At 70.7% G+C, this 25,519-nt stretch carries 19 protein-coding genes; 4 read left to right on the forward strand and 15 right to left on the reverse strand.

Annotation, left to right across the window (positions count from 1 at the left end; translation table 11 throughout):
• Position 1 precedes the first annotated feature (1 nt).
• The gene (locus IAI59_RS16045) at positions 2-1,054 is read right to left on the reverse strand and encodes an ABC transporter permease (RefSeq protein ID WP_207415089.1); all 1,053 of its coding nucleotides are present in this window, start codon (positions 1,052-1,054) and stop codon (positions 2-4) included.
• A 7-nt stretch (positions 1,055-1,061) separates the two neighbouring features.
• Positions 1,062-2,672, reverse strand: coding sequence for an ABC transporter substrate-binding protein (locus IAI59_RS16050; protein ID WP_207415088.1), 1,611 nt, complete (start codon positions 2,670-2,672; stop codon positions 1,062-1,064).
• Between the two features lie 104 nt (positions 2,673-2,776).
• On the opposite strand from IAI59_RS16050, the gene IAI59_RS16055 reads away from it, so the two are divergent.
• The 4 genes from IAI59_RS16055 to IAI59_RS16070 all read left to right on the forward strand — a co-directional run bounded on the left by IAI59_RS16055 (position 2,777) and on the right by IAI59_RS16070 (position 8,297).
• Positions 2,777-3,772 carry a serine hydrolase domain-containing protein gene (locus tag IAI59_RS16055; RefSeq protein ID WP_237180363.1) on the forward strand — a complete coding sequence of 332 codons (996 nt, stop codon included), beginning with the start codon at positions 2,777-2,779 and terminating at the stop codon, positions 3,770-3,772.
• A 19-nt stretch (positions 3,773-3,791) separates the two neighbouring features.
• A complete protein-coding gene (locus tag IAI59_RS16060; protein WP_237180362.1) occupies positions 3,792-5,288 on the forward strand; it encodes a M81 family metallopeptidase in 1,497 nt (498 codons plus the stop codon).
• 142 nt (positions 5,289-5,430) lie between these two features.
• The gene (locus IAI59_RS16065; RefSeq protein WP_207415086.1) at positions 5,431-6,786 is read left to right on the forward strand and encodes an alpha/beta hydrolase; all 1,356 of its coding nucleotides are present in this window, start codon (positions 5,431-5,433) and stop codon (positions 6,784-6,786) included.
• Positions 6,783-8,297 (forward strand): GMC family oxidoreductase, encoded by a 1,515-nt coding sequence (locus IAI59_RS16070; RefSeq protein WP_237181146.1) that lies wholly within the window; start codon positions 6,783-6,785, stop codon positions 8,295-8,297. Before IAI59_RS16065 ends, IAI59_RS16070 begins: the two co-directional genes overlap by 4 nt.
• Before the next feature lie 147 nt (positions 8,298-8,444).
• Here IAI59_RS16070 and IAI59_RS16075 read toward each other — a convergent pair whose 3' ends face one another.
• From IAI59_RS16075 to IAI59_RS16135, 13 genes are all read right to left on the reverse strand, one after another.
• Positions 8,445-8,990, reverse strand: coding sequence for a DNA-3-methyladenine glycosylase I (locus tag IAI59_RS16075; protein WP_237181147.1), 546 nt, complete (start codon positions 8,988-8,990; stop codon positions 8,445-8,447).
• Positions 8,987-9,925 carry a nucleoside hydrolase gene (locus IAI59_RS16080; protein ID WP_207415085.1) on the reverse strand — a complete coding sequence of 313 codons (939 nt, stop codon included), beginning with the start codon at positions 9,923-9,925 and terminating at the stop codon, positions 8,987-8,989. Before IAI59_RS16080 ends, IAI59_RS16075 begins: the two co-directional genes overlap by 4 nt.
• Positions 9,925-10,476, reverse strand: a complete 552-nt coding sequence (locus tag IAI59_RS16085) for a nucleoside 2-deoxyribosyltransferase (protein WP_207415084.1) — start codon at positions 10,474-10,476, stop codon at positions 9,925-9,927. Before IAI59_RS16085 ends, IAI59_RS16080 begins: the two co-directional genes overlap by 1 nt.
• Complete coding sequence (locus IAI59_RS16090) at positions 10,473-10,877, reverse strand: cytidine deaminase (RefSeq protein WP_207415083.1); 405 nt, start codon at positions 10,875-10,877, stop codon at positions 10,473-10,475. The genes IAI59_RS16085 and IAI59_RS16090 overlap by 4 nt, the downstream gene beginning before the upstream one ends.
• On the reverse strand, positions 10,877-11,827 hold the full coding sequence (locus tag IAI59_RS16095; RefSeq protein WP_207415082.1) for an ABC transporter permease: 951 nt from the start codon (positions 11,825-11,827) through the stop codon (positions 10,877-10,879). The genes IAI59_RS16090 and IAI59_RS16095 overlap by 1 nt, the downstream gene beginning before the upstream one ends.
• Positions 11,827-12,900 carry an ABC transporter permease gene (locus tag IAI59_RS16100; protein WP_207415081.1) on the reverse strand — a complete coding sequence of 358 codons (1,074 nt, stop codon included), beginning with the start codon at positions 12,898-12,900 and terminating at the stop codon, positions 11,827-11,829. Before IAI59_RS16100 ends, IAI59_RS16095 begins: the two co-directional genes overlap by 1 nt.
• A complete protein-coding gene (locus IAI59_RS16105) occupies positions 12,897-14,429 on the reverse strand; it encodes an ABC transporter ATP-binding protein (protein ID WP_207415080.1) in 1,533 nt (510 codons plus the stop codon). The genes IAI59_RS16100 and IAI59_RS16105 overlap by 4 nt, the downstream gene beginning before the upstream one ends.
• A complete protein-coding gene (locus tag IAI59_RS16110; protein WP_207415079.1) occupies positions 14,429-15,427 on the reverse strand; it encodes a BMP family lipoprotein in 999 nt (332 codons plus the stop codon). The genes IAI59_RS16105 and IAI59_RS16110 overlap by 1 nt, the downstream gene beginning before the upstream one ends.
• 19 nt (positions 15,428-15,446) lie before the next feature.
• Positions 15,447-17,393 carry a bifunctional 2',3'-cyclic-nucleotide 2'-phosphodiesterase/3'-nucleotidase gene (locus IAI59_RS16115; RefSeq protein WP_237180361.1) on the reverse strand — a complete coding sequence of 649 codons (1,947 nt, stop codon included), beginning with the start codon at positions 17,391-17,393 and terminating at the stop codon, positions 15,447-15,449.
• Positions 17,394-17,461: 68 nt separating this feature from the next.
• Complete coding sequence (locus IAI59_RS16120) at positions 17,462-18,766, reverse strand: MFS transporter (protein ID WP_207415078.1); 1,305 nt, start codon at positions 18,764-18,766, stop codon at positions 17,462-17,464.
• Positions 18,767-18,857: 91 nt separating this feature from the next.
• Complete coding sequence (locus IAI59_RS16125) at positions 18,858-21,233, reverse strand: bifunctional diguanylate cyclase/phosphodiesterase (RefSeq protein WP_207415077.1); 2,376 nt, start codon at positions 21,231-21,233, stop codon at positions 18,858-18,860.
• Between the two features lie 151 nt (positions 21,234-21,384).
• Entirely contained in the window at positions 21,385-22,497 is a 1,113-nt protein-coding gene (locus IAI59_RS16130; RefSeq protein ID WP_207415076.1) for a ribonucleotide-diphosphate reductase subunit beta, read from the reverse strand.
• Positions 22,498-22,509: 12 nt separating this feature from the next.
• Positions 22,510-25,347, reverse strand: coding sequence for a ribonucleoside-diphosphate reductase subunit alpha (locus tag IAI59_RS16135; RefSeq protein WP_207415075.1), 2,838 nt, complete (start codon positions 25,345-25,347; stop codon positions 22,510-22,512).
• Between the last annotated feature and the right edge of the window lie 172 nt (positions 25,348-25,519).

Below are 25,519 nucleotides of genomic sequence, written 5' to 3' on the forward strand. Positions count from 1 at the left end.
GTCAGTGCGTCCGCGGGTCAAACAGGCGATACAGCAGGTCGGTCAGCAGGTTCAGGCCCACGAAGATGATGCCGATCAGCAGCGTGCAGCCGACCACCGCGTTCATGTCCCCCGCCAGCAGCGCGTTGGTGAGATAACGGCCGAAGCCGGGCCAGGCGAAGACCGTCTCGGTCAGCACCGCGCCCTCCAGCAGAAAGGCATAAGCCAGCGCCACCACGGTCACCACCTGCACGGCGACGTTGCGGAAGGCGTGCAGCCAGACCGTGCGCATCCAGGACAGGCCCTTCACCCGCGCGGCGACGACGTATTCCTGCGCCAGCTGTTCCAGCATGAAGCTGCGCGTCATGCGGCTGATATAGGCCAGCGCGCCGAAGCCGAGGATCGAGGCCGGCAGGATGATGTGGCCGAGGACATCCCGGAAGATCTCCCACTGCCCGGCCATGGCGGTGTCCACCAGCAGCAGGTCGGTCACCGGCTCGATGTCCCACTGAAAGGCGGTGTCGATCCGCCCCGGGCCGCCGACCCAGCCGAGCGTGGCATAGAACAGCACCAGCCCCATCAGCCCGAGCCAGAAGTTCGGCGTGGAATAGCCCAGCAGCCCGAACACCCGCACGAAATAATCCACCGGCGTGTCGCGATACGCCGCCGCCATGACGCCGAGCGGGATGCCGAGCCCGGTGCCGATGATGATGCCCACCGTCGCCAGCTCGATGGTCGCGGGAAAGACGCGGGCGATGTCTGAGAGCACCGGCTTGCCGGTGGTCAGCGCCGTGCCGAGGTCGAGCCGGAGGATGTCGCCCACGTAGCGGAAGAACTGCACCCAGATCGGTTGGTCGAGGCCGAGTTGCGCGCGCATCGCCTCATAGGCTTCCTGCGTGGCGTTGTCGCCCAGGATGGCGGCCACGGGGTCGAGCGGCAGCATGCGGCCGATAAAGAAGGTCAGCGCCATCAGCCCGAACAGCGTGACGGCGATGGACACCACGACGCGCAGCGCCGTGGCCCCCCGCCCCGGCAGCACCGGCCGCCGGGAGGGGGTGGTGGCCGCACCCGACATGCGGCCCTCAGTCCTTGGACGCGAGCGCGTAGTAGGTGGAGAAGCCGTGCCACAGCCAGTTGCGCACATTGCTGCGGATGCCGGCGACCTGGATGGTCTGGAACATGATCGCCGTCGGGCCGCTTTGCATCATGTCGCGCTGCAGCTGGTAATACATCTCGGCCCGCTTGGCCTCGTCGCGCTCCAGCAGGGCGGCGGCGACGGTGGCGTTGGCGGCCTCGGACTGGAAGGCATGGCGCCAGGCGGGGTACTGCGTCAGCTTGGCCTCGGCGCGGTTGTCCGGGTTGGCGATCAGGCGCGACGCATTGCCCTGCGCATCCGGCACGCTGGTCTGCCACGCCAGCATGGCGGTCTGGAACTCGCGGCCGCGATGGCGGGCGAAGAGCTGCGCGTTGGCCATCTGCTCCAGCCGGATGCGCACGCCCACCTTGGCGGCATTCGCCTGGATGTGCTGCGCGATCGGCCCGGAATAGGGCAGCGTGCCGAAGATCAGCGTGGTCTCGAAGCCGTCCGGGTAGCCGGCCTCGGTCAGCAGCTGCTTGGCGCGGGCGAGGTCGAGCGAGAAAGGCTGGCCCTGCTTCTCGTCCAGCGCGCCGAAGGCACCGAGCTGCACGAAGGAGGCACGCGGCACGCCGTCATAGGCCATGATCGTCTTGGCCAGCGCGTCGTAGTCGATCAGGTAGCGCATCGCCAGGCGCACCTTCTCGTTGGCGAAGATCGGATTGCTGTTGTTGAAGCCCCAGTACACCAGCTGCGGCATGCGGGCGCGCGACAGCGTGATGCCTGGCACCTTTTCCAGCGCCTGCATGTCTTCCGGCGTCAGGTTGCGGGCGATGTCGATGTCGCCCTTTTCCAGCAGCAGGCGCTGCGTGCCGGCTTCCGCCACGTGGCGGATGATGATGCGGCGCAGCTTGGGCGCGGTGTCCCAGTAATTCGGGTTGGCTTCCAGCACCACCGTCTCGCCCGCGTTCCATTGCCGCAGGTTGTAGGGGCCGACGCAGGCGGTGCGGGTGGCCAGGAACTTGTTGCCGAGGTCGCCGTTCACCTCGCCCGCCATGATGGTCTTGCGGTCCAGGAGCGCGCCCACGCGGTTGGCGGCGATGGCCTGCAGGATCAGCGTGGTGGGGTAAGGCTTGTCCAGCTTCATCACCAGCGTGCGGTCATCCGCCGCCGTGATCATCTGCTCCACATTCGCCTTGGTGAAGCCGTACTCCGTGAGCGTCGCGGCATTGCCGAAGCCGAGCTTGACCACGCGCTGCATGGACCACGCCAGGTCCTGCGCCGTGGCCTTCTCGCCGCTCGGGAAGCGCAGGTTGTCGCGCAGGTGAAAGGTGATCTGCTGCCCGTCGGGCGAGACGTCCCACCGCTCGGCCAGCCCCGGCACCACCTTCTTCTCGTCCCGCGGGTCGAAGGCCGCGATGTAGTCGCAGGTGTTGTTGAACAGCTCGCTGGTCACAACCTCGCCGATCTGCGCGGGGTCGAAGGTGCTGATGGCGTCGATGTTCCAGGCCATCACCAGGGCATTGCCGGGCGTCGCCGCCTGGGTCACGCTTGGCGCGGCCAGCGCGGCGGCGACCGCCGCTGCGGCCAGGAAACGGCGGGGTCGGAACATGGCCATCGGCTTTATCCTCGTCGGGTCAGTTGACGCTTGCAGCGTGGTCATGCTGAAGCAAACCATATGCCATGGCCTGCGCCAAGGCGCAGCGCGTGAGGATGACCGGCTTGCCTGTCCCGCCCCATGAAACCGCCGATTGCGGCGACTGGCCCTGGTGGCAAGGGCCGGAGGAAGCCGGCTGGCACCCTGGCCCGCTCGCCGAACTGCGGCGGGAGGCCGCCGCGGGCGATACCGCCGCGCTCATGGTGGTGGCGGATGGCCGCGTGCTGCACGCGCAGGGTGCGGTGGACCGCCGCTTCAACGTGCATTCCATCCGCAAGAGCCTGCTTTCCGCGCTGGTCGGCATCCATGTGGCGGCAGGCCGCATCGAGCTGGAAGCCACGCTGGCGCAGCTCGGCATCGACGACGCGCTGGGCCTGACGGAGCGCGAAAAGCTGGCCACCGTGCTGGACCTGTTGTGCGCGCGGTCCGGCGTGTTCCACCCCAGCGGCTATGAATCGCCATGGATGCTGTCCATCAAGCCGGCGCGGCACAGCGCCGGCCCGGGCACCACCTGGTGCTACAACAACTGGGACTTCAACGCGCTGGGAAGCGTGTTCCGCCATTGCACCGGCGCCGACATCTTTGAGGATTTCGCCGCGCGCATTGGCGCCCCCTGCGGCCTTTCGGATTTCAGCCCGGCGCGGGACGGCACGCTGGTATCGCTGCCGGACTCCCGCCACCCCGCCTACCCCTTTCGCATGACGGCGCGCGACCTGGCGCGGGTGGGGCAGATGATGCTGGATGGCGGCCGCGCCGCCGGCCGCCAGGTGGTGCCGGCGGACTGGGTGGCGGCCAGCGTGGCCCCCGTGTCGGAAGCCGGCTATCGCGGCGCTTATGGTTACATGTGGTGGGTGGAACGGGCGGGGCTGCTGTTTCCCGGCCTGCTGGTGCCACCGGGCAGCTTTGCCGCCATCGGCGTGCGCGGCCATGTGCTGCTGGTGATGCCCGCGCTGCGCGCCGTGGTGGTGCACCGCGTGGACAGCGACCGCGAAGGTCCCTCCGTGTCCCTCGGCCGCTTCGGCCGGCTGCTGTCCCTCCTGCTCGCGGCCGCGCCGCGCTGACCATCTGGAAGATCCGCCCATGAAGTCCACGCCCATCCGCATCGCCGTGCTGAAGTTCTCGCACGAGACGGTGACCTTCCTGCCCTCCGACACCACGGTGGCGGACTTCACCTACCAGGGCTCGCCCGCGCGCGGCGAGCAGCTGCTGGCGCATGAGCCGCGCTCCTATGTCGGCGGCTTCGTGAAGGTGGCGCGGGAGTTCGAGAACGTGGAGCTGGTGGGCATCGAATCCCCGCTCGATTCCAAGCGCGGCTCCGGCTCCGGCTGGATCACCGAGGACACCTTCGAGACCTTTGTCGGCCGCATGGAGGAGGAGCTGCGCGCGCAGGGGCCCTTCGATGGCGTCTATCTTTCTCTGCACGGCGCCATGGGCGTGCGCGGGGTGCCCCGCCCGGAAGCCGAGATCGCCCGGCGCGTGCGCGCCATCGTCGGGCCCACCGCCCGCATCGCCGCCACCTTCGACCCGCATGGCAACGAGGACGCCGAATTCCTGCGTCACGCGGACATGGCCTTCACGGTGAAGTTCTATCCGCATTACGACAGCTACCTGCAGGGCGAGCGCGCGGCCCGCACCCTGGTGCGCGCCATCCGCGGCGACTACGCGCCCGCGCATCACACCGTGAAGGTGCCGGTGATCTCGCCCACCGTGCTGCAATGGACCGGCGCCTCCCCCTGGATGGACCTGATCCAGCGCGCCATGGTCTGGGAAGCACGCGAGCCCGATACCTACGTCAACGTCTTCTTCGGTTTTCCCTGGTCGGACGTGCCGGATGTCGGGCTGTGCTTCCAGGTGCTGACCAACGGCGACGCGGCGCTGGCCCGGCGCATCGCCGACGACATGGCACAGTTCGCCTGGCGCTCGCGCGAGGCCTTGCTCAAGGCCGCCACCATCCACCGCATCGGCGCCGGCGTGGCCCTGGCCAGGCAGGCGGTGGCCGAGGGCCGCACCCCCGTGGTGCTGTGCGACCACAGCGACCGCTCCGGCGCCGCCACCTGGCTGCTGCGGGAGATCGTGGCGCAGGATTGCGCCAACACCCTGGTCGCGGCGGTGATGGACCCGGAAGCGATCGACGCCCTGCTGGCCGCCGGCATCAAACCGGGCGACGCCTTTGACCGCGCGATCGGCGGGCGCGTGGACGATTCCGCCGGCGAGCCGCTGCGCATCCAGGGCACGGTGGAGGCGGTGAGCGAGGGCCTGCGGCGCGGCGCCGGCTCCACCTGGGTCACGGTGCGCTTCGGCCAGGGCAACCTCCTGGTGATCAGCCCCAACCTGGTGCAGATCATCGAGCTGTCCGAGCTGCGCGAGCGCGGCATCGAGCCGGCGGACTACGCCATCATCGCCATCAAGTCCCGCGTGCATTTCCGCCGCGGCTTCCACGACAGCGGCTTCGCGCCCACCATCCTGCTGGTGGAGCCGGAGCAGCCCTTTCTCGGCACCGTGCGGCTGGAAGCGCTGCCCTACCGGCACGTGACGCTGGGCGACTACTACCCCTACGGCGCGCCGCAGTTCGGCTGAAGCGCCCAGGGCAAGCATCATTGACGCATGGCGCGGCGGGGCGTTGCACCCCGCCGGCGAAGTTCTGCCCTGCACTGCGCGCGGCGTGAACGCGGCGGATTTCCATCTTGCCGGATGTCGTTCCGCGCCCAGATGCGCCTCCATGACCCCCCTGCCGGCTTCCCCCGCCACCTTGTTCTGCCTGCCCTTCCTGGGCGGCAGCGCCCGCGAATGGGGGGCGGTCGCAGCCGCCCTCCCCGCCCACATCCACTGCCATCCGCTGGACCTGCCCGGCTTCGGCGACGCCGCCGGCCAGACCGGCTACGGCGTGGCCGAGATGGCCGACCACGTGGCCGCCCGCATCCGCGACGCCGCCCCCGCCGGCCGCTGGCTGCTGGCCGGCCACAGCATGGGCGCCAAGGTGGCCGCCGTGCTGGCCCGCCGCGCCGTGGACGGCGACCCCGCCCTGCGGGAACTGGCCGGCGTGGTGACGCTGGCGGGCTCCCCGCCCTCGCCCGAGCCGATGGCGGAGGAGCGCCGGCAGGAGATGCTCGGCTGGTTCAATGGCAGCGCCGAGCAAAGCGCCACCCAGGCCGCCCGCTTCGTCGACGCCAATGCCGCGCGGCTTTCCCCCGAGGCACGCACCCTGGCGGAGCGGGACGTGTTGCGCGCCAACCCCGCCGCGTGGCGCGCGTGGCTGGCCGCCGGCAGCCGCGAGGACTGGTCCGGCCGCATCGGCACCCTGCCCCTGCCCGCGCTGATCCTGGCAGGCGCGGAGGATGCCGACCTCGGCCCCGACGCGCAGCAGCGTCTGATGGTGCCGCACTACGCCAAGCCGACGCTGCGCGCCCTGCCCGGCGTCCAGCACCTGTTGCCGCTGGAAGCGCCGGAAGCGGTGGCCGAGGCCATCGCCGGCTTCGCCGCCGCCATCGCCTCCCCCGCCGTGCCTGTGCCGCCCGATTATCTCGCGCTGCTGCGTTCCCCCCGCACCGCCGGCGCGCTGCGCGATGGGCTGCTGGCGCGGACGCTGCCGGACGACCCGGCGCCGCAGGCGCTTTCGCCGGAAGCCATGGACGTGCTGCGCGCCGTGCTGGACCGCGTGGTGCCGCAGCCCGGCCCCGCGCGCATCGACCTCGCGGCGCGGATCGACGCCGTGCTGGCCGCGCAGGGCGGCGACGGCTGGCGCTTCGCCGCCCTGCCGCCGGATGCCGAGGCCGCCGCCCTGGCGCTGCGGCACCTCGGCGCGCTGGGCTTCACGGCCATGGACGCGGTGGCGCAGGACGCGCTGCTGCGCCGCTGCGCCGATGGCGAGCTGCCGCCCGGCCCGCTGGACGGCGCGCAGATGGCGTTGTGGTTCGGCGACCTGCGCGCCATGGCGGTGAAGCAGTATATCGGCCACCCCGCGACGCTGGCCCGCATGGGCTACAGCGGCGTCGCATCGGGTGGCGACGGGCCACGCAAAAGCGGGTTCCGTGAATTCGGCATGGATGTGCGCGAAGCCTGGGAGCCGCGGTCGTGAACGAGATCGTCGATGCCGTGGTGATCGGCACGGGTGCCGGCGGCGCGCCGCTGCTGGCGCGGCTGGCCCAGGCGGGCCTGCGCGTGGTGGCGCTGGAAGCCGGCCGCCACCGCGACCCGGAAGGCTATGTCAACGACGAGACGCTGTCGGCCGACCTGTACTGGCAGGGCGAGCGGCTGGCCGGCGGTGCGATGCCGCAGGCCTTCGGCGCCAACAACAGCGGCATCGGCGTCGGCGGTTCCACGCTGCACTGGGGCGCCTTCACGCCGCGCGTCGATGCGCGCGACCTGGCCCTGCGCAGCGAAACCGGCCAGGGCCGCGACTGGCCCGTGACGCTGCAGGAGCTGACGCCGCTGTACGAGGAGCTGGAAGGCTATCTCGGCATTTCCGGCCCCGCGCACTACCCCTGGGACCCGGCGCGGCGCTACCCGCTGCCGCCGGTGGCCCGCAACGCGCCGGCCGATGCCATGGCGCTGGGCTGCGGGCGCCTGGGCATCACCACCTGCGACGCGCCGGCCGCCGTGGTGTCGCAGGACTACCAGCAGCCCGGCGGGCCGCTGCGCCAGGCCTGCGTCAGCTGCGGCTACTGCCACCAGGGCTGCCGCAACCGCGCCAAGGTCAGCATGGACGTGACCTTCCTGCCGCTGGCCGTCAGCCACGGCGCCGAGATCCGCGCCAACTGCTTTGCCAATGGCTTTGAGCGCGACAGCCAGGGCCGCGTCACCGCCGTGCTCTACGTGGAAGCCGGCGAGCAGAAGCGCCAGCTCTGCCGCGCCGTGTTCCTGTGCGCGGGCGCGGTGGAAACGCCGCGCCTGCTGCTGCACACGGGGCTGGCGAATTCCTCCGGGCAGGTCGGGCGCAACTACATGGCGCACGTGGCCACCCAGGTCTGGGGCACCTTCCCGGCGGAGATGCGCGGCAACAAGGGCTGGCCGTCGTCCCTGATGACGGAAGCGATGGTGCGCCCGGTGGATGCCGACTTCGCCGGCGGCTACCTGATCCAGAGCCTCGGCGTCGTGCCGCAGACCTGGGCGGACCAGGTGGCGCGCGGGCGCGGGCTGTGGGGCCAGGCGCTGGTGGACTACATCGACCGCTACAACTTCACGGCCGGGCTCGGCATCAACGGCGAATGCCTGCCTTCCGGGGACAACCGGCTGACGCTGTCCGACGAGGTAGACGACACCGGCCTGCCCAAGCCGCGCATCGACTTCGGCTACGGCGACAACGAGCAGCGGCTGCACCGCCACGCCGAGCGGGTGATGACCGAGATCTGGCAGGCGGCCGGCGCCACGGACATCTGGACCCTGCACCGCGCCGCCCACACCATCGGCACCTGCCGCATGGGCACGGACAAGGACGACGCGGTGGTCAATCCCTTTGGCCAGAGCTTCGACATCGGCAACCTGTGGATCTGCGACAATTCGGTGTTCCCGAGCTCGCTGGCCGCCAACCCGGCGCTGACCATCATGGCGCTGAGCCTGCGGACGGCGCGCGCCTTTCTGGCGCAGTAGAAGGCCGGGGAAAGAATTCCCCGGGCCCCTTCCTTTCCTTCTGACTGTTCGGTGCCTGTGAAACGGAACCGCCCAGCAGGCTCGCGTGGGTGAACAGATAAAAAGAAGATGGGGGCCTGGGGGAATTCCTTCCCCCAGCCTTGCCTGCTACCGCCGATGCCGGAAGCACTCCGGCGCGTGGTCGTCCACCATCCCCACCGCCTGCATCCAGGCATGCACGATCACCGGCCCGACGAACTTGAAGCCACGCTGCTTCAGGGCCTTGGACATCGCCAGCGACAGCGGCGTGCTGGCCTGCACATGGCCATTCCCCAGGATCGGCGCGCCGCCCACCATGCTCCAGGCAAAGTCGGAGAAATCCTCGCCGGCGTCCCGCATGCTGAGGAAGGCACGGGCATTGCCGATGGTGGCGACGATCTTGGCGCGGGCGCGGATGATGCCGGGGTCAGCCATCAGCCGGTCGATATCCGCGTCGCCGAAGCGCGCCACCACCTCGGGGTCGAAATCCCGGAAGGCGCGGCGAAAGCCGTCACGGCGCCGCAGCACCACCAGCCAGGAAAGGCCGGCCTGGAAGCCCTCCAGCATCAGGGTTTCCCACAGCTCCCGGCTGTCGCGCACCGGCACGCCCCATTCGGCGTCGTGGTAGGCGGCCAGCAGCGGGTCGCCGTTCGCCCAGGCGCAGCGCGCGGTCACGGCAGGCGTGACAGGCGCTCGCGCAGCAGCGCGAAAAAGCGGTCGGCATCCGCCTCGTTCAGCCAGGTGGCGTTGGGGGCGCGGTCCGTGGCGCCGAACCAGTCGGCCACGGTCATGCCGGCCGTCAGCGGGCTGGCCGTTTCCACCGCCACGTTGATCAGGCGGCCACGGAACAGCACCGGGTCCATCAGGTGCGCGATGACGCAGGGGTCGTGCAGCGGAATGCCATCCCGCTCGCGCTCGCGCTGCGGGTTGCCGTCGGCGTCGCCGAACATGGTGCAGACGGCGCGGGCGGCGGCGGTGTCCACCGCGCGCAGCTCCAGCAGCCGGTCGCGCGTCATCAGCACCTGATGCGTCAGGTCCAGCGGCAGCAGCGTCAACGGCACGCCGCTGGCCAGCAGCACGGCGGCGGCCTCGGGGTCCGCATAAACATTGTATTCGGCGGCGGGGGAAACGTTGCCGCCCTCGCTGCGCGCACCGGCCATCCAGACGATTTCGGCGATGCGCGGCGCGATCTCCGGCGCCTTGACCAGCGCCATGGCCAGGTTGGTGGCGGGGCCGAGCAGGCAGAGGGTGATGCTGCCCGCAGGCTCGCGCAGCAGCAGCTCGACCAGATGGTCCACCGCATGCCGGGACTGCGGGGCGGCGACGGCGGCAGGCAGCACAAGGCCCTGCAGCCCCGTTTCGCCATGCACGTGCTCGGCGGTGACGGCGGGTCGCACCATCGGCCGGGTGCAGCCAGGAAACACCGGCACGTCCGTGCGGCCGCCGAGCTCCAGCAGCGCCAGGGCGTTCTCGGTGGTGCGCGCCAGCGGCACGTTGCCGGCGACGGAGGTGATGGAAACGATCTCCAGTTCCTCCGGCGCCGCAAGCGCCAGCAGGATGGCGACGGCGTCGTCCTTTCCAGGGTCGGTGTCGATGACGATGCGGCGCATCAGCGAAGCCTTTCCGAAACCAGCGCAGCGCAGCGCTCGAACATCTCCAGGCTGTCCATCGGCAGTTCGCGCCCGTCCTCCGGCACCACCATCGGGAAGCCGCCGCCACCATGCAGCACGGCGCCCGCGATCATCAGGTTGTCCGGCAGCCCGAAGCCCTCGACGCTGACGCCCGGAATGGGGTCCGGCAGCACGGCGTTGTGCGCGGCGCAGCGGCGGGCAAAGGGAATGCCGTTGTTGCTGTAGGCGAAGACCGGCTTGCCGCGGCCAAGGAACCAGCCGACCTCGATCAGCGTGCCACTGTCGGCCGAGACGCCGCGGAAGGGCGTGAGGTTGGCCAGGATGACGTCGCATTCCTCCATCATGCCCACGTCCTTGCGGAAGATGGTTTCCCACGCCTGCTCCTCCGGCATGGCGGCCAGCGACGCCACGTCCTCGTTCAGCGGCGGGCGGCCGGTGAAGCCGAGGCGGGCACAGATCGCCACCTTGCGGCGGGCGTGCTCGGTGGCATTGGGCAGGAAGACATCGGGGCCGGCGAGATAGGCTTTCATGCGGCGGGTTCTGCCAGATTGTCGGGGCCGAAGGAATGCGGCAGCAGCTCCGCCAGGGTGGCGCGCAGCAGCAGCCGCCCTTCCCCGTCCACCATGCGGATGGCGGTATCGGCGCCGCCGAATTCGCGGATCTTCTGGCGGCAGCCGCCGCAGGGCGTGCAGGGCATGGCGCCGCCACCGGCCACCACCACCTCCAGGATTCGCCGGCCGCCGGCCATGGCCATGGCGGCGATGGCGCCGGCTTCCGCGCAGGTGCCCTCGGGGTAGGCGGCGTTCTCCACGTTGCAGCCGGCGAAGACGGCGCCCGTCTCGGTGCGGATGGCAGCGCCGACGGGGAAGTTGGAATAAGGCGCGTAGGCCTTGGCGCGGGCGTCCAGCGCCGCCTGGGTCAGCGGATCCATCAGCGTTCCTTCACGTAAGGGGTGCCACTGGCCTTGGGCGGGATGGCGCGGCCGACGAAGCCGGCCAGCAGCACCACCGTCAGCACATAGGGCAGCGCCTGGATGGCCTGCACGGGAAAGGCGCCGATGCCCGGCAGCACGACACCCTGCAGCCGGATGGCCACGGCATCCAGCAGCCCGAAGCCCAGGCAGGCCAGCAGGATCGGCCAGGGCCGCCAGCCGCCGAGGATCATCGCCGCCAGCGCGATGTAGCCGCGGCCCGCGATCATATCCCGCTGGAAGCCGGCGCCCTGGGCGGTGGCGATATAGGCCCCCGCCACGCCGCACAGCACGGAGGCGATCAGCACGCCAGAATAGCGCAGCCGGGCGACGGAGATGCCGGCCGTATCCACCGCAGCCGGATGCTCGCCACTGGCGCGCAGCCGCAGCCCGAAGCGGGAGCGGTACAGCACCCAGGCGGAAACCGGCACCAGCAGCAGCGCCACATAGACCAGCAGCGTCTGCCCGCCGATCAGCGACGACCAGACGCGGCCGAGCTCCGGAATCTCGGGCAGTCGCAGCGGCAGGAAGCGCCCGCCCGCCGGCAGCGGTGGCGTTTGCCCGCCCATGGAGAACCAGGCCAATGCCAGCGTCGCCGTCAGGCCGGACGCGACGATGTTGATGGCCATGCCGGACACCACCTGGGAACCGCGCAGCGTGACGCAGGCATAGGCATGCACCAGCCCCAGCACGCAGGCGGCGGCGATGCCCGCGCCCAGCCCGGCGAAGACGCTGCCCGTCACGGCGGCGGTGGCCGCCGCCGCGAAGGCGGCCACCAGCATCTTGCCTTCCAGCCCGACGTCGATGACGCCCGCGCGTTCCGAGAACAACCCGGCCAGCGCCGCCAGCAGCAAGGGCGTGGCCGTGCGCAGCGTGGCGGCGAGGATGGAGACGAGGTCGAAGCCCTCCATCACGCGGGCTTCCGCGCCAGCAGGCGGGACAGGCCCGGCCGCAGCATGTTGCCCAGCGCGCCGGCGAAGAGGATCACCAGCCCCTGGATCAGCACGACGATCTCGGAGGGTACGTCCGGCACCTCGAAGGCCATCTCGGCACCGCCCTGGGTCAGCGCGCCGAACAGCAGCGCCGCCAGCAGCACGCCGCCCGGGTGGTTGCGCCCCATCAGCGCCACCGCGATGCCGGTGAAGCCATAGCCGCCGGTGAAGCCCAGCAGCAGCTTGTGCTGCGCGCCCAGCAACTCGTTGACCGCCACGCCGCCCGCCAGCGCGCCGGACAGCGCCATGACCAGCACCGTCATCCGTCCCTGGTCGATGCCGGCGTAGCGCGCGACCTCGGCGCTTTCGCCCATCACCCGCAGCGCGTAACCCCAGGGGGTGCGCCAGATCAGCAGCCACACCGCCCCCGCCGCCAGCAGCGCCAGCGGCAGCGCCAGGTTGACCGGCGCCGAGCTGGGGAAGCCGAAGCCCGCCAGCCCGGGCAGCGTCGCGGCCTGCGCGAAGCGCCGCGTCTCCGGCGCTGGCGAGCCGGGGGCGATCAGCACGTTGACGATCAGGTAGACCATCAAGGAGGCGGCGATGAAGTTGAACATGATGGTGGTGATGACGATGTGGCTGCCGCGCTTCGCCTGCAGCCAGCCCGGCACCGCACCCCAGGCGGCGCCGAAGGCGGCCCCGCCCAGGATGGCCAGCGGCACCAGCAACGGCCCCGGCAGGGCATCGAGATACAGCGCCACCAGCGCGACGCCGAGCCCGGCCAGGTAGGCCTGCCCCTCGGCGCCGATGTTGAACAGCCCGCCCTGGAAGGCGACGGCGACCGCGAGGCCCGTGAAGGCCATGTTGGTGGCGTAGTACAGCGTGTAGCCGATGGCATCCGCCGACCCCAGGCTGCCCACCGCCAGCGCCCACAACGCGGCACGCGGGTCGGAGCCGGTGGCCAGCACGATCAGCGCCGTCAGGCCCAGCGCCAGCAGCAGGTTGACCAGCGGCAGCAGGATCAGGTCGGCCCAGCGGGGCAAGGCGGCGTTCACGCCGCGACGCCCGCCATCAGCAGGCCGAGGCGCTGCTCGTTCGCCTCGGCGGCGGTCAGCTCGCCCATGATCCGTCCATCGAACATCACCAGAATGCGGTCGGCCAAGGCCAGGATTTCCTCCAGTTCCACCGACACCACCAGCACCGCCTTGCCCGCCGCGCGGCAGGCCAGCAACCGCTGGTGGATGGCGTCGATGCCGCCGATATCCACGCCGCGCGTCGGCTGCCCCACCAGCAGCACGGCGGGGTCGCGCTCGATCTCGCGCGCCATGATCAGCTTTTGCTGATTGCCGCCGGAAAACAGCGCGGAGCGCAGCGCGGGGTCGCCCGGCCGCACATCGTGCTCGCGCATCAGCCGAGCGCCATGCGCCATGATCCTGTCGCGCGACAACAGGCCCAGCCCGTCGCGATAGGCCGGGTCGTCCTGGTAGCCAAGGATCGCGGTGTCCGCCGCGCGGGCGGCGCGCAGCAGGCCGGAGCGCAGCCGGTCCTCCGGCACATGGCCCAGCTTCTGGCGGCGCAGGGCCGCCGCGTTGAAGTCCCGCCCGGGGAAGACCGTGCGGCCGTTCAGCCGGATCTCGCCCCCCGCGGGGGTGCGCATGCCGGCCAGCGCCTCCAGCAGCTCACCTTGCCCGTTGCCCGCGACGCCGGCGATGCCCAGCACCTCGCCGCCGCGCAGCGCCAGATCCACGTCCTTGACCCGCTCCACCCCCTGCGCGTCGCGCACGGAAAGGCCGCGCGCTTCCAGCAGCGTCTCACCGAGATGCGACGCCGGGCGGGCGGCGGGGGCGGCCAGCCGGCGGCCGATCATCAGCTCGCCCAGCTCGGCGGCGGTGGTCGCGGCGGTGTCCCGGTGCGCCACCATCTGGCCCGCGCGCATCACCGAGACGCGGTCGGTGATGGCCATGATCTCGCGCAGCTTGTGGGTGATCAGCAGCACGGTGCGGCCCTGGTCGCGCAGCGCCCGCAGCACGCGGAACAGGTCGTCCGCTTCCTGCGGCGTCAGCACGCCGGTCGGCTCGTCCAGGATCAGCACCTCGGCGCCGCGATACAGCGCCTTCAGGATTTCCACGCGCTGCTGCGCGCCGACCGGCAGGTCCTCGATGCGTGCGTCAGGGTCGACGCTGAGCCCGTAGGTCTCGCCCAGGCGCTTGAGTTCGGCCCGTGCCCTGGCGGCACCCGGCGCCAGCCGCGCGCCGCCCTCGGCGCCCAGCATGACATTTTCCAGCACGGAAAACCGCTCCACCAGCATGAAGTGCTGGTGCACCATCTCGATGCCGTGGCGGATGGCGTCGCGGCTGTCGCGGATGCTGGCGACCTGCCCGTTCACCCGGATGGTCCCCGCATCGGCCGTGTAGAAGCCGTGCAGGATGGCCATCAGCGTGGACTTGCCGGCGCCGTTCTCGCCGATGATGCCGTGGATGTGGCCGCGGCGGACCACGAGGTCCACCGCGCGGTTGGCATGGACGGCGCCGAAGCGCTTGTCGATGCCTTCCAGCTCGATCGCCGGCGGCGCCGGGTCGCTCATCAGTTGGGGCAGGAATTGTTGCTCATGTAGTCGTGCACCGAAACGCGGCCGGCGACGATCTCGGCCTTGGCGGCATCGATCCGCGCGCGCATCTCCGGCGTCACCAGCCCCGCGTTGTTGCTGTCGAAGGCCAGGCCCACGCCGTCCTCTGCAAGCCCCAGCACCTGCGTGCCCGGCTTCCAGCTGCCGTCGCGCGCCGCCGCGAGCGTGGTGCGGGTCGCGACGTCGAGCTGCTTGACCATGCTGGTCAACACATGGCCCGGGTGCAGCATGTTCTGGTTGCTGTCCACGCCGATGCCGAACTTGCCGGCATCCGACGCCGCCTGCAGCACGCCGTTGCCGGTGGCGCCCGCCGCGTGGAACACCACGTCCGCCCCGCGCTCGATCTGCGATCGGGTCAGCTCCGCGCCGCGCACCGGGTCGTTCCAGGCGCTGGGGGTGGAGCCTGTCATGTTCTGCAGCACCTCGATGCGCGGGTTCGCCGCGCGGGCACCCTGCACGTAGCCGCAGGCGAACTTGCGGATCAGCGGCACGTCCATGCCGCCCACGAAGCCGATCTTGCCGGTCGCGCTCTTCAACGCCGCCAGCATGCCGGCGAGGTAGCTGCCCTGCTCCTCGCGGAACACGATGGACTGCACGTTGGGCGCATCCACCACGGAATCGATGATCACGAAGCGGACCTGCGGGAACTCGGCCGCCACCGCCTTCACGGCGCTGACTTGGTTGAAGCCCACCGCGATGATGGGCGACTGGCCGCGGCGGGCGAAGTTGCGCAGCGCCTGCTCGCGCTGCGTGTCGTTCTGCGGCTCGAACTCGCGCACCGCCACGCCGGTCTCGCGCGTGAAGGCCTCGCCGCCGTTGTGCACGCCCTCGTTGAAGGACTTGTCGAACTTGCCGCCCATGTCGAAGACGATGGCGGGGTTGATCTCGGCGGCCTGCGCCGTGCCGATGGCCAGCAGCGCGCAGGCGGCGGTGGCCAGAACTCGTCTCTTGATCATGGGGGCGCGTCCTCTGCTGTCAGCCGGCATGGCCGAGCCGGTATTTGGTGAAGCCCTCGGGCGTGTGGCCCATCTCGGTGGCCGCCAGCCCGGCGGGGCGGAAGGCGCCGGCGCCCGGGCCGGTGACGTAGCTGACCACGGCGCCGGCCGGCCAGGGGGCCAGCGACCAGTTGCCGTCGGCGGCGGGGTCGATCACCTTCTGCTCGACGATGTAGCGCACAACCACGTCGCGGTTCAGGTCCGGCGCCTCGATGACGATGGTCTTGCCGTCGGCACCGGGGAAGTTGCCGCCGCCGCCGGCGCGGTAGTTGTTGGTGGCGACCAGGAATTCCTGCGCCTCCCCCACCGGCTGGCCCTTGTAGGACAGGCCGACGATGCGGTGCGCGTCCGGCGCCACCACCTTGCCGTCGTTGTCGTAGCGCTGCGCCTGGGTGACGTCGATGCGGTAGGTCACGCCGTCGATCACGTCGAAATTGTAGGAGGGAAAGCGCGTGTCGATCAGCGGCTGTTCGGCGGTGCTGGCCGGGTCGATGCGGTTGAATAGCCCGGCCGAGCGTTCCAGCCATTCGCGCAGCTGCGCGCCCGTCACCTTCACCACCCGCAGCGTGTTGGGGTACAGGTAGATGTCCGCCACGTCCTTGATGGCGATGGGCCCGGGCTTGACGTCCGTGAAATAGTCCGGCCCGCCGCGCCCGCCGGCCTTGAAGGGCGCGGCCGCCGACAGCAGCGGCAGGTCGCCGAGGCCCGCGGTCTTCGCCAGTTGCGCCACGTACCAGGTCTGCGCGTTGGAGACGATCTGCACCGAGGGATCGTCCGCCACCAGCGCCCAGTAGCTGTTGATCGAGCCACGCGTCTCGCCCACCGGCTGGCGCACATAGGCCAGCGTCGCCTCGTGCTCCGTGCGGGCCGCGGCCAGCACGCCGGCGGCGGCCTCCACCTTCGGCACGATCTTGCGGTCGGCGGTGCGCTCGTAGATCGGCCGCGCCTCGACGGCGAAGTTGGCCACCTTCCAGCCCTCGGCATGCTTTTCCAGCGACAGGTCGATGACGCCGAGGTGGCTGCCCCAGAAGCCCGCCATCACCGCCGGCACGCCGTGCAGCGTGCCGCGCTTGGCATCGACCCCGGCGATGTTGGCGAAGTCGCTCCCGGGGAACACCAGGTGCTGGTGGCCGGTCAGGATGGCGTCGATGCCCGGCACCTCTGCCAGAAAGAGCGCGGCGTTCTCCACCCCCGCCTTGGCGTCGCCGCCGGCGATGCCGGAATGGCACAGCGCCACCACCACGTCGGACTGCGCGCGCAGCTCCGGCAGGTACTTCCGTGCCGCCTCGACGATGTCGGTGGTGGTCAGCTTGCCGGACAGGTTCGCCTGGTCCCATTGCACGATCTGCGGCGGCACGAAGCCGATGACGCCGATCCGCAGGCTGTGCTTCGCCCCGGCCTCATCCACCATCTCGCGGGTGAAGACGCGGGTGGGTGCTACCAGCGGCGTGCCGTCGGCCTTCACCGCATTGGCGCAGACGCTCGGAAAATTCTGCCCGGCGAGCGACACGCCGAGGTAATCCAGCCCATAGTTGAATTCGTGGTTGCCCAGCGTGCCGCACAGGTAGTCCAGCCCGTTCATGGCGGCGACGATGGGATGCATCTGCCCCGGCTTCAGCCCGTGCGAATAGGCCATGTAGTCGCCCAGCGGGCTGCCCTGGATGACGTCGCCATTGTCGAACAGCAGGGTGTTGGGCGCCTCGGCCCGGGCGGCGGCGATCAGCGACGCGGTCTTGGCCAGCCCCACCGTGTCGTCCGTGCGGTCGCGGTAGTAGTCGTAAGGGTAGACGTTGACGTGCAGGTCGGTGGTCTCAAGCAGCCGCAGGCGCAGCCGGGGCGCGGCCGGCTGCGCCCGGAGGGCGGCGGGCGCGGCCAGCGGCAGGGCGGCACCCGCCATCAGCAGGGCGCGGCGGGAAAGAAACGTCATGGCGATGCGGCCCGGGGCAGTGACGGCATATTGTCCGCGCCACGGGCGTATCGATCAACCGCGAAGAATCACTCCGCCGGCACCGCCGCCGGGCCGGCCGGGGCGGCGCGGCTGTCCAGGGTTTCCGGCATGGCCAGCAGGTACACCACGAAGCCCGCCGCCGCGATGCTGCCCAGAACCAGGAAGGCCAGGCTGTAGCCGCCCGAGACGATGATCACGCCGGCCAGCGTGGTGCTGACCGCCGCCCCCACCCCCTGCATGGTGGCGATGGCGCCCTGCGACACGTTGAACCGCCCGGTGCCGCGCGTCAGGTCCGCCACCACCACCGGGAACAGCGCGCCGAAGATGCCGGCGCCGACGCCGTCGAGGCATTGCACCGCCACCAGCGCGTAGGGGTTGTCCGTCAGGCTGAACAGCAGCCCGCGCAGCGCCAGCACGCCGAAAGCCGCCAGGAAGATCGGCTTGCGCCCCCACTGGTCCGCCTTGCGGCCGACCACGATGGCCACCGGCACCATCACCAGCTGCGCCGCCACGATGCAGATGGCGATCAGCGAGGTGGCGTAGTCCTTGCCCACCACCCGCGTCAGCAACTGCCCGACGGTGGGCAGCATCGCGGCATTGGACAGGTGAAAGGCCGCCATCAGCCCCGCGAAGATCATCAGCGGTCGCGACCTCAGCAGCGCGCCGAGGCCCGATGGCTGTTCGTCGTCCGCCTTGTTCTCGGGCGTCTTGTCGGCGGCCAGGCCGCGCGCCACGTCGTCGTCGATCGCCTTGGCCGGCACGGCCAGCATGGCGCCGATGCTGAGCACCGCCAGCACCGCCATGATCCAGAACACGACGATCGGCCCGAACAGCGTGGCGGTGCCGGCGGCGATGGCGGCCGAGGTGGCGTTGCCCGCGTGGTTGAAGGCCTCGTTGCGGCCGATGCGGCGGGAAAACGCCTTGGGCCCCACCACGCCCAGCGTGATGGCCGCCAGCGCCGGCGGAAAGATGGCGCCGGCGATGCCCGCCAGCGACTGCGTTGCCGCCACGGCATAGAAGTTCTCGATGAAGGGCAGCATCAGGCAGGTCAGCGTGACCGCCAGGGCCCCGGCGATGACGATGGCCCGCTTGTGGCGCGACCGGTCGATCAGCGCGCCGGCCGGCGTCTGCGCCAGCAGCCCGGCGATGCCGGCGATGGTCATCACCAGCCCGGTGGTGGCCTCGTTCCAGCCATGCTCCGGGCCCCGCACCGCGATCAGGTAGATGGCCAGGTAAGGCCCCAGCCCGTCGCGCACGTCGGCGAGAAAGAAGTTCAGCCCGTCCAGGCCAAGCAAGGCACGACGCGAAGGGGTGCGCGCGGCGGCGGCATCCCCGGGTTGGCTGGCGGCCATGTGGGCGGTTCCAGATGAGGGCACCGCTCCGAACGGGGCTGCCCTGCGCCGGTTGCAGCCTTGGGCAGCGGGAATGCAAGCTGTCCGGGGTTTAATCCGCGGCGGGCAACAAAGCCTCGTCGCACAGCATCAGCCGGGCGGTCGCGGCCGGCAGCGGCGCGCCGCACAGGCCGCCCTGGTATTCATGGCAGCCGCTGGCCCACAGCAGGCGGCGCTGCTCCGGCTTTTCCACGCCGTCGGCCGCCACCGGCACCGCCATGCCATCCCCCAGCGCCACCACGGCGCGCATCACCGCCTGGGTGGCGGCGTCCTGCGGCAGGTCGCGCACCACGCTGGGGTCCACCCGGACACGGTCAAAGCGAAAGGCCCGCAGCGAGGCGAGCGAGCCATAGCCGGCGCCGAACCCCTCCATCGCCAGGCGCACGCCCAGCGCCCGCAGCGCGCGCAGCACCGCCTGCGCCGCGTGGTCCTGATGCAGCAGCAGGCTCTCATGCACCGCGAGCTCCAGCCGGGCCGGCTCCAGTCCGCTGTCCGCCAGAACCGCCGCCACCAGCGCCACGAAGCCGGGCTGCCGCACCTGCCGGGCGGTGATGCCCAGGCCGACGCGCAGCGGCCGCGGCCAGCCGGCGGCCTCCGCGCAGGCCGCGCGCAACGCCCATTCCCCGGCCGCCAGCATGGCACCGCCGCTGTCCTCGGCCCCGGCGACCTCGCGCAGCGGCAGCTCGCCATGGCCGGGCCGGTGCCAATGCGGCAGCGCCTCGAAGCCCACCAGCGCGTCGTCCGCCACGCGGCGCCGCGGCTGCCAGCGCAGCGCCAGCTCCCCGCGCGCCGCCGCCCCGGCCAGCTGGTGCTCCAGCGTTTGCCGGTCGCGGATGCCGTCCTCCATGGCGGGCTCGAACCGCGCCACACCGTTCCGCCCCGCCTGCTTGACGCTGTACAGCGCCACGTCCGCGCGGCGCAGCAGCGCCTCGCCATCCAGGCCATCCTGCGGGCAGCGCACCAGCCCGATGGAAGCCGACAGGTCGCCCACCTGCCCGTCGCCCAGGTCGTAGGGCTCGGACAACAGGCCGGCCAGCCGCTCGCCCAGCGCCATCGCCCCGCCGGCACCGCCCGACTGCAGCACCACGAACTCGTCGCCGCCCAGCCGGGCCACCATGTCCTGCTGCCGCGTGCCGGCGCGCAGCCGGCGCGCAGCCTCGCGCAGCACGCAGTCGCCGGCGGCATGGCCGTGCGTGTCGTTCACCGCCTTGAAGCGATCCAGGTCCAGGCACATCAGCGCGAAGCCGGCGCCGCCGCGGCGCGCCGCCTCCAGCTCCGCCGCCAGCCGCTGCTGCAGCAGCGCGCGGTCCGGCAGGCCGGTCAGCGGGTCGTGCCGCGCGTTCAGCAGCATGGCATCCTCGGCCGCCCGCCGCTGCCGCAGGTCACGCATCACGATGCTGCTGCCGCCCGCCCCGTGGCGACGGATCAGCACCTCCACGGGCACGCCGCTGGCCAGCGTCGCCACCGCCTGGGCGCCGGCCGCCATGCCCGGCAGCCAGTCGCCAAAGGCCCGGTCCTGGAACAGCGTGCCCAGCGGCAGCCCGCGCAGCGCGGCGCGGGGCCGGCCCAGCAGCGTGCCCAGCACGGCGTTGGCATCGGTCAGCCGGCCCTGGGCGTCGCACAGCGCGATGGCCTCGAACGCCGCCCCCGCGAAGCGGCGCAGCGCGGTGTTCCGCACCATCAGGCGGGCCCGGATGCGCAGAGCGGCATACAGCACCGCCAGCACGCCGCCGAGCAACGCCACGGACACGCCGGCCACCAGCGCCGCCAGCCACAGGCGCGACTGCTGCGCATCCGGCAGGGTCGCCGCCCAGTCGGGCAACAGCGTCGCGGAGGCCATGCCGGTCAGGTGCAGCGTGCCGATCGCCACGGCCAGCAGCAGCGACGCCAGGGTCACCGCCGGGGTCCGCCGCCGCCCGGCCCTGCCGCGCGCCCCGCCCAGCACCACGAAGGACAGCGCCGTCAGCCCGATGGCGGACAGGCAGGCGGCCAGCACCAGCGCGGGCTGGTAGATGAGCTGCCCGGGCAGCTGCAGCGCCGCCATGCCCAGGTAATGCATGGCGGCGAAGCCCGCGCCCACCACCGCGCCGCCCAGCGCCCGCCGCGCCGCCGAGCGGGCCGCCACCTGCAGCCGCAGCCCCGCCGCCGCCGTGCCGCAGGACACCACGGCGCAGCCCAGCGTCACCCCCGGGGCGAAGCCGACGGGCACGGAGGTCTCATAAGCCAGCATGGCCAGGAAATGCGCGGACCAGACCCCGAGGCCGAGCGACGCCACGGCCAGCCAGAAGCAAGCGCGGCGCAGCCCGAGCATCCGCGCCGGGCCGGCCAGAATGGCGCTGGCGAAGCCCGACAGCAGGCACACCAGAATGGCGGCGGCCGCCACGCGAAGGTCAAGCTGTCCCTGCAGGCATCCGGTCACCAGGCTCATGCGGAATCCTTCGCGCCGGCGCCTATCACAGGCGCCACGCCGCCAGAGATTTGGCGACGCAGCATGAAGTGCAAGAAAAACTAGTGTGATGCAAACTTCAAGAGATTTGCCCTGCTATCACCACAAAGGCGGTCGCGGCGCAGGCTGCGGCTTAGTCCCAGCTCAGCGCGCCACCATTCTGGTACTCGATCACCCGCGTCTCGAAGAAGTTCTTTTCCTTCTTCAGGTCCATCACCTCGGACATCCAGGGGAACGGGTTCTCCGTTTCCGGGAACAGCGGCGCGAGGCCGAGCTGGGCGCAGCGGCGGTTGGTGATCACGTGCATGTACTGCTCGCACAGCACGGCATTGAGGCCGAGGAAGCCCTTGGGCATGGTGTCCTTTCCATAGGCCACCTCCAGCGCGCAGGCCTCGCTCAGCATGCCCCGCACCTCCTCGGCGAACTCGGCGGTCCACAGGCCCGGGTTCTCGGCGCGGATCTGGTTGATCACGTCGATGCCGAAGTTCAGGTGGATGCTCTCGTCGCGCAGGATGTACTGGTATTGCTCGGCGATGCCGACCATGCGGCCGCGCCGGCCGAGCGACAGGATCTGCGCGAAGCCGGTGTAGAACCACATCCCCTCGAACACGACGTAGAAGGCGATCAGGTCGCGCAGAAAGGCGCGGTCGGCCTCCGGCGTGCCGGTCTTGAAGTCGGGGTCGGACAGGTTCTGCGTGTACTTCAGCGCCCAGGCCGCCTTGGCGGTGATGGAAGGCACCTCGCGGTACATGTTGAACAGCTCGCCCTCATCCAGGCCGAGGCTTTCCACGATGTACTGGAAGGTGTGGGTGTGCACCGCCTCCTCGAAGGCCTGGCGCAGCAGGTACTGGCGGCATTCCGGGTTGGTCAGGTGGCGGTAGACGGCCAGCACGATGTTGTTGGCGACCAGGCTCTCGCTGGTCGCGAAGAAGCCGAGGTTGCGCTTGACCGAGCGGCGCTCCTCCTCCGTCAGACCGTCGCGCGACTTCCACAGCGCGATGTCGGCCTGCATGGAGACCTCGGTCGGCATCCAGTGGTTGTTGCAGCCGGCGAGGTACTTCTCCCACGCCCAGGTGTACTTCATGGGCAGGAGCTGGTTGACGTCGGCGCGGCAGTTGATCATCGCCTTGTCGTCGACCGAGACGCGCGCCGCGCCCTGGGTGATCTCGCCCAGGCCGGTGGCATCCGCCACCGGCTTGTCCCCTGCCGCCTCGTCCCCGCCCCAGCTCAGAATGTTCGTGTCCATGGTCTCAGTTCCTTACTGGCAGGCTTCGCAGGTCGGGTCGTCGAGCAGGCAGACATTGGCGCTGGCGCTGGGCGCCGACATCACGGGGGCGGCGGGCACGGGCGCCGGCGCCGCTTCCAGCTTCACGGCGTTCAGCTTGCCGTCGCTGCGCGTCATGGTGGACTTCTCCACATGCGTCGCCGCCTGGGTGCGCAGGTAGTAGGTGGTCTTCAGCCCGCGCTTCCAGGCCAGGCGGTAGAGCTGGTCCAGCTTCTTGCCGTTGGGATTGGCCAGATACAGGTTCAGCGACTGCGCCTGGTCGATCCACTTCTGCCGGCGGGCGGCCGCCTCGATCAGCCAGGAAGGGTCCACCTCGAAGGCCGTGGCGTAGAGCGCCTTCAGCTCGTCCGGGATGCGGTCGATCGGGCCCAGGCTGCCGTCGTAGTACTTCAGGTCGCTGACCATCACCGCGTCCCACAGCCCGCGCGCCTTCAGGTCGCGCACCAGGGCCGGGTTCACCACCGTGAAGTCGCCGGACATGTTGGCCTTGACGTAGAGGTTGCGGAAGGTCGGCTCGATGGACTGCGTGGCGCCGACGATGTTGGAGATCGTCGCGGTCGGCGCGATGGCCATGGTGTTGCTGTTGCGCATGCCGGTGGTCTTCACCCGCTCGCGCAGCCCTTCCCAGTCCAGCGTGGCGGACTGGTCCAGCGCCTCGCCGCGCGCCTCGGACACGTACTTGATGCTGTCCACCGGCAAGACGCCCTGGCTCCACAGCGAGCCGGGGAAGGAGGCATAGGCGCCGCGCTCGGCAGCGAGTTCCACCGAGGCCTCGATGGCATGGTAGCTGACCAGCTCCATGCTCTCGTCGGCGAAGCGCACGGCTTCCTCGGAAGCCAGCGGCAGGCGCAGCGCGTGCAGCGCGTCCTGGAAGCCCATCAGCCCCATGCCGATCGGCCGGTGCCGCAGGTTGGAGCGGCGGGCCTGCGGGATGGTGTAGAAGTTCACGTCGATGACATTGTCCAGCATCCGCATCGCGGTGCGGATGGTGCGCTGGAGCCGCGCCCGGTCCAGCGCGCCGTCGACGATGTGCTGGCCCATGTTGATGGAGCCGAGGTTGCAGACCGCGACCTCGGTGTCCGAGGTGTTCAGCGTGATCTCGGTGCAAAGGTTGGACGAATGCACCACGCCGGCATGCCGCTGCGGCGAGCGCAGGTTGCACGGGTCCTTGAAGGTCATCCAGGGATGCCCGGTCTCGAACAGCATGGTCAGCATGCGGCGCCACAGGTCCACCGCGCGGATGGTCTTGTGCACGTTCATCTCGCCGCGCTTGGCCTTCGCCTCGTAGCGCTCATAGGCCTCGCGGAACGGGATGCCGTAAAGGTCGTGCAGGTCCGGCGTCTCGTCCGGGGAGAACAGCGTCCACTCGCCGTCCTGCTCGACGCGCTGCATGAACAGGTCCGGCACCCAGTTGGCCGTGTTCATGTCGTGCGTGCGGCGGCGGTCGTCGCCGGTGTTCTTGCGCAGGTCGAGGAACTCCTCGACGTCGATGTGCCAGCTTTCCAGATAGGCGCAGACCGCGCCCTTGCGCTTGCCGCCCTGGTTCACCGCGATGGCGGTGTCGTTGGTCACCTTCAGAAAGGGCACCACGCCCTGCGACGCGCCGTTGGTGCCGCGGATATGCGCGCCGAGGCCGCGCACCCGCGTCCAGCTGTTGCCGATGCCGCCGGAATACTTGGCGAGCAGCGCGTTGTCCTTGATGGAGCCGAAGATGCCATCGAGGTCATCCGGCACGCTGGTCAGGAAGCAGGAGGAGAGCTGCGAATGCCGCGTGCCGCTGTTGAACAGCGTCGGCGTCGAGCACATGAAGTCGAAAGAGGAGATCAGGTCGTAGAACTCGATCGCCCGCGCCTCGCGGTCGATCTCGTTGAGCGCCAGCCCCATGGCGACGCGCATGAAGAAGGCCTGCGGCATCTCGAACCGCACGCCCTTGGTCTGCAGGAGGTAGCGGTCGTACAGCGTTTGGAAGCCGAGGTACTGGAACTGCAGGTCGCGTTCCGGCTTCAGGCTGGCGCCCAGGCGCCCCAGGTCGAACTGCGCCAGCACCGGGTTCAGCAGCCCGACCTCGATGCCGCGCGCCACGTATTGCGTGAAGTAGTCCGGGTAGGCCTCGGCCATCTCGGCCTGCGAGCGCACCGGCAGGCCGGTGACGAAGCCGGTCGCCTCGCGCCGCGCCACGGCCAGCAACAGGCGGGCGCTGACGGTGGAATAGTTCGGCTCCTGCTCGATCAGCGTGCGGGCGGCCAGGATCGGCGCCTGCGCCAGCTCGTCCTCGCTGATGCCGTCGTAGATGTTGCGGCGCGTTTCGGCCAGCACCGGCTCGGGCGAGACATCGGGCAGGCCGGCGCAGCTTTCGGCCACCAGGGCGGCCAGCGCCGCCTCGTCCAGCGGGCGCAGCGTGCCGTCGGCGCCCTTCACCTGCCAGCGCGGCGCGGCGGCGGCGGGGGCGGCGACCACGGCGGCGGCGGCGCGCTCCTGCGCCCGCTGCTCGCGGTAAAGCACATAGGCGCGGGCCACCTTGTGGTGGCCGCCGCGCATCAGCGCCAGCTCCACTTGGTCCTGGATGTCCTCGATGTGCAGCGTCTGGGTGCCGTGGCGGGTCAGCGCCGCCACCACCTGCTCCGTCAGCTCCGCCGTCACCTCGTGGATGCGGTGCGACACGGCGGCCGAGGCGCCCTCCACGGCCAGGAAGGCCTTGCTCAACGCGCGGTTGATCTTGCCGGGATCGAATGCAGCCGGGCGGCCATCGCGGCGCAGGATCAGCAGGGCATCGGCGGCGACCGGCCGGGCGGCGTGGTGGGTGTCTGGCATGAGGCCCCTCGGAAATGAGTTTCGGTGCTGAGGCGCACCGAAGTTGCGAATCGATCCAGGTGATTCGCAATGCGTTGGCCCCGTCATAGGCCCAACATCTAGTCGGCGCGACCGGTTTCCTGACTATATGTATGATTAAAGCTGGGGATAACGAGGAGTTCGCGGTTGACGC

Origin of the sequence: Roseomonas haemaphysalidis (assembly GCF_017355405.1) — a bacterium.
Taxonomy (GTDB): Bacteria; Pseudomonadota; Alphaproteobacteria; order Acetobacterales; family Acetobacteraceae; genus Pseudoroseomonas; species Pseudoroseomonas haemaphysalidis.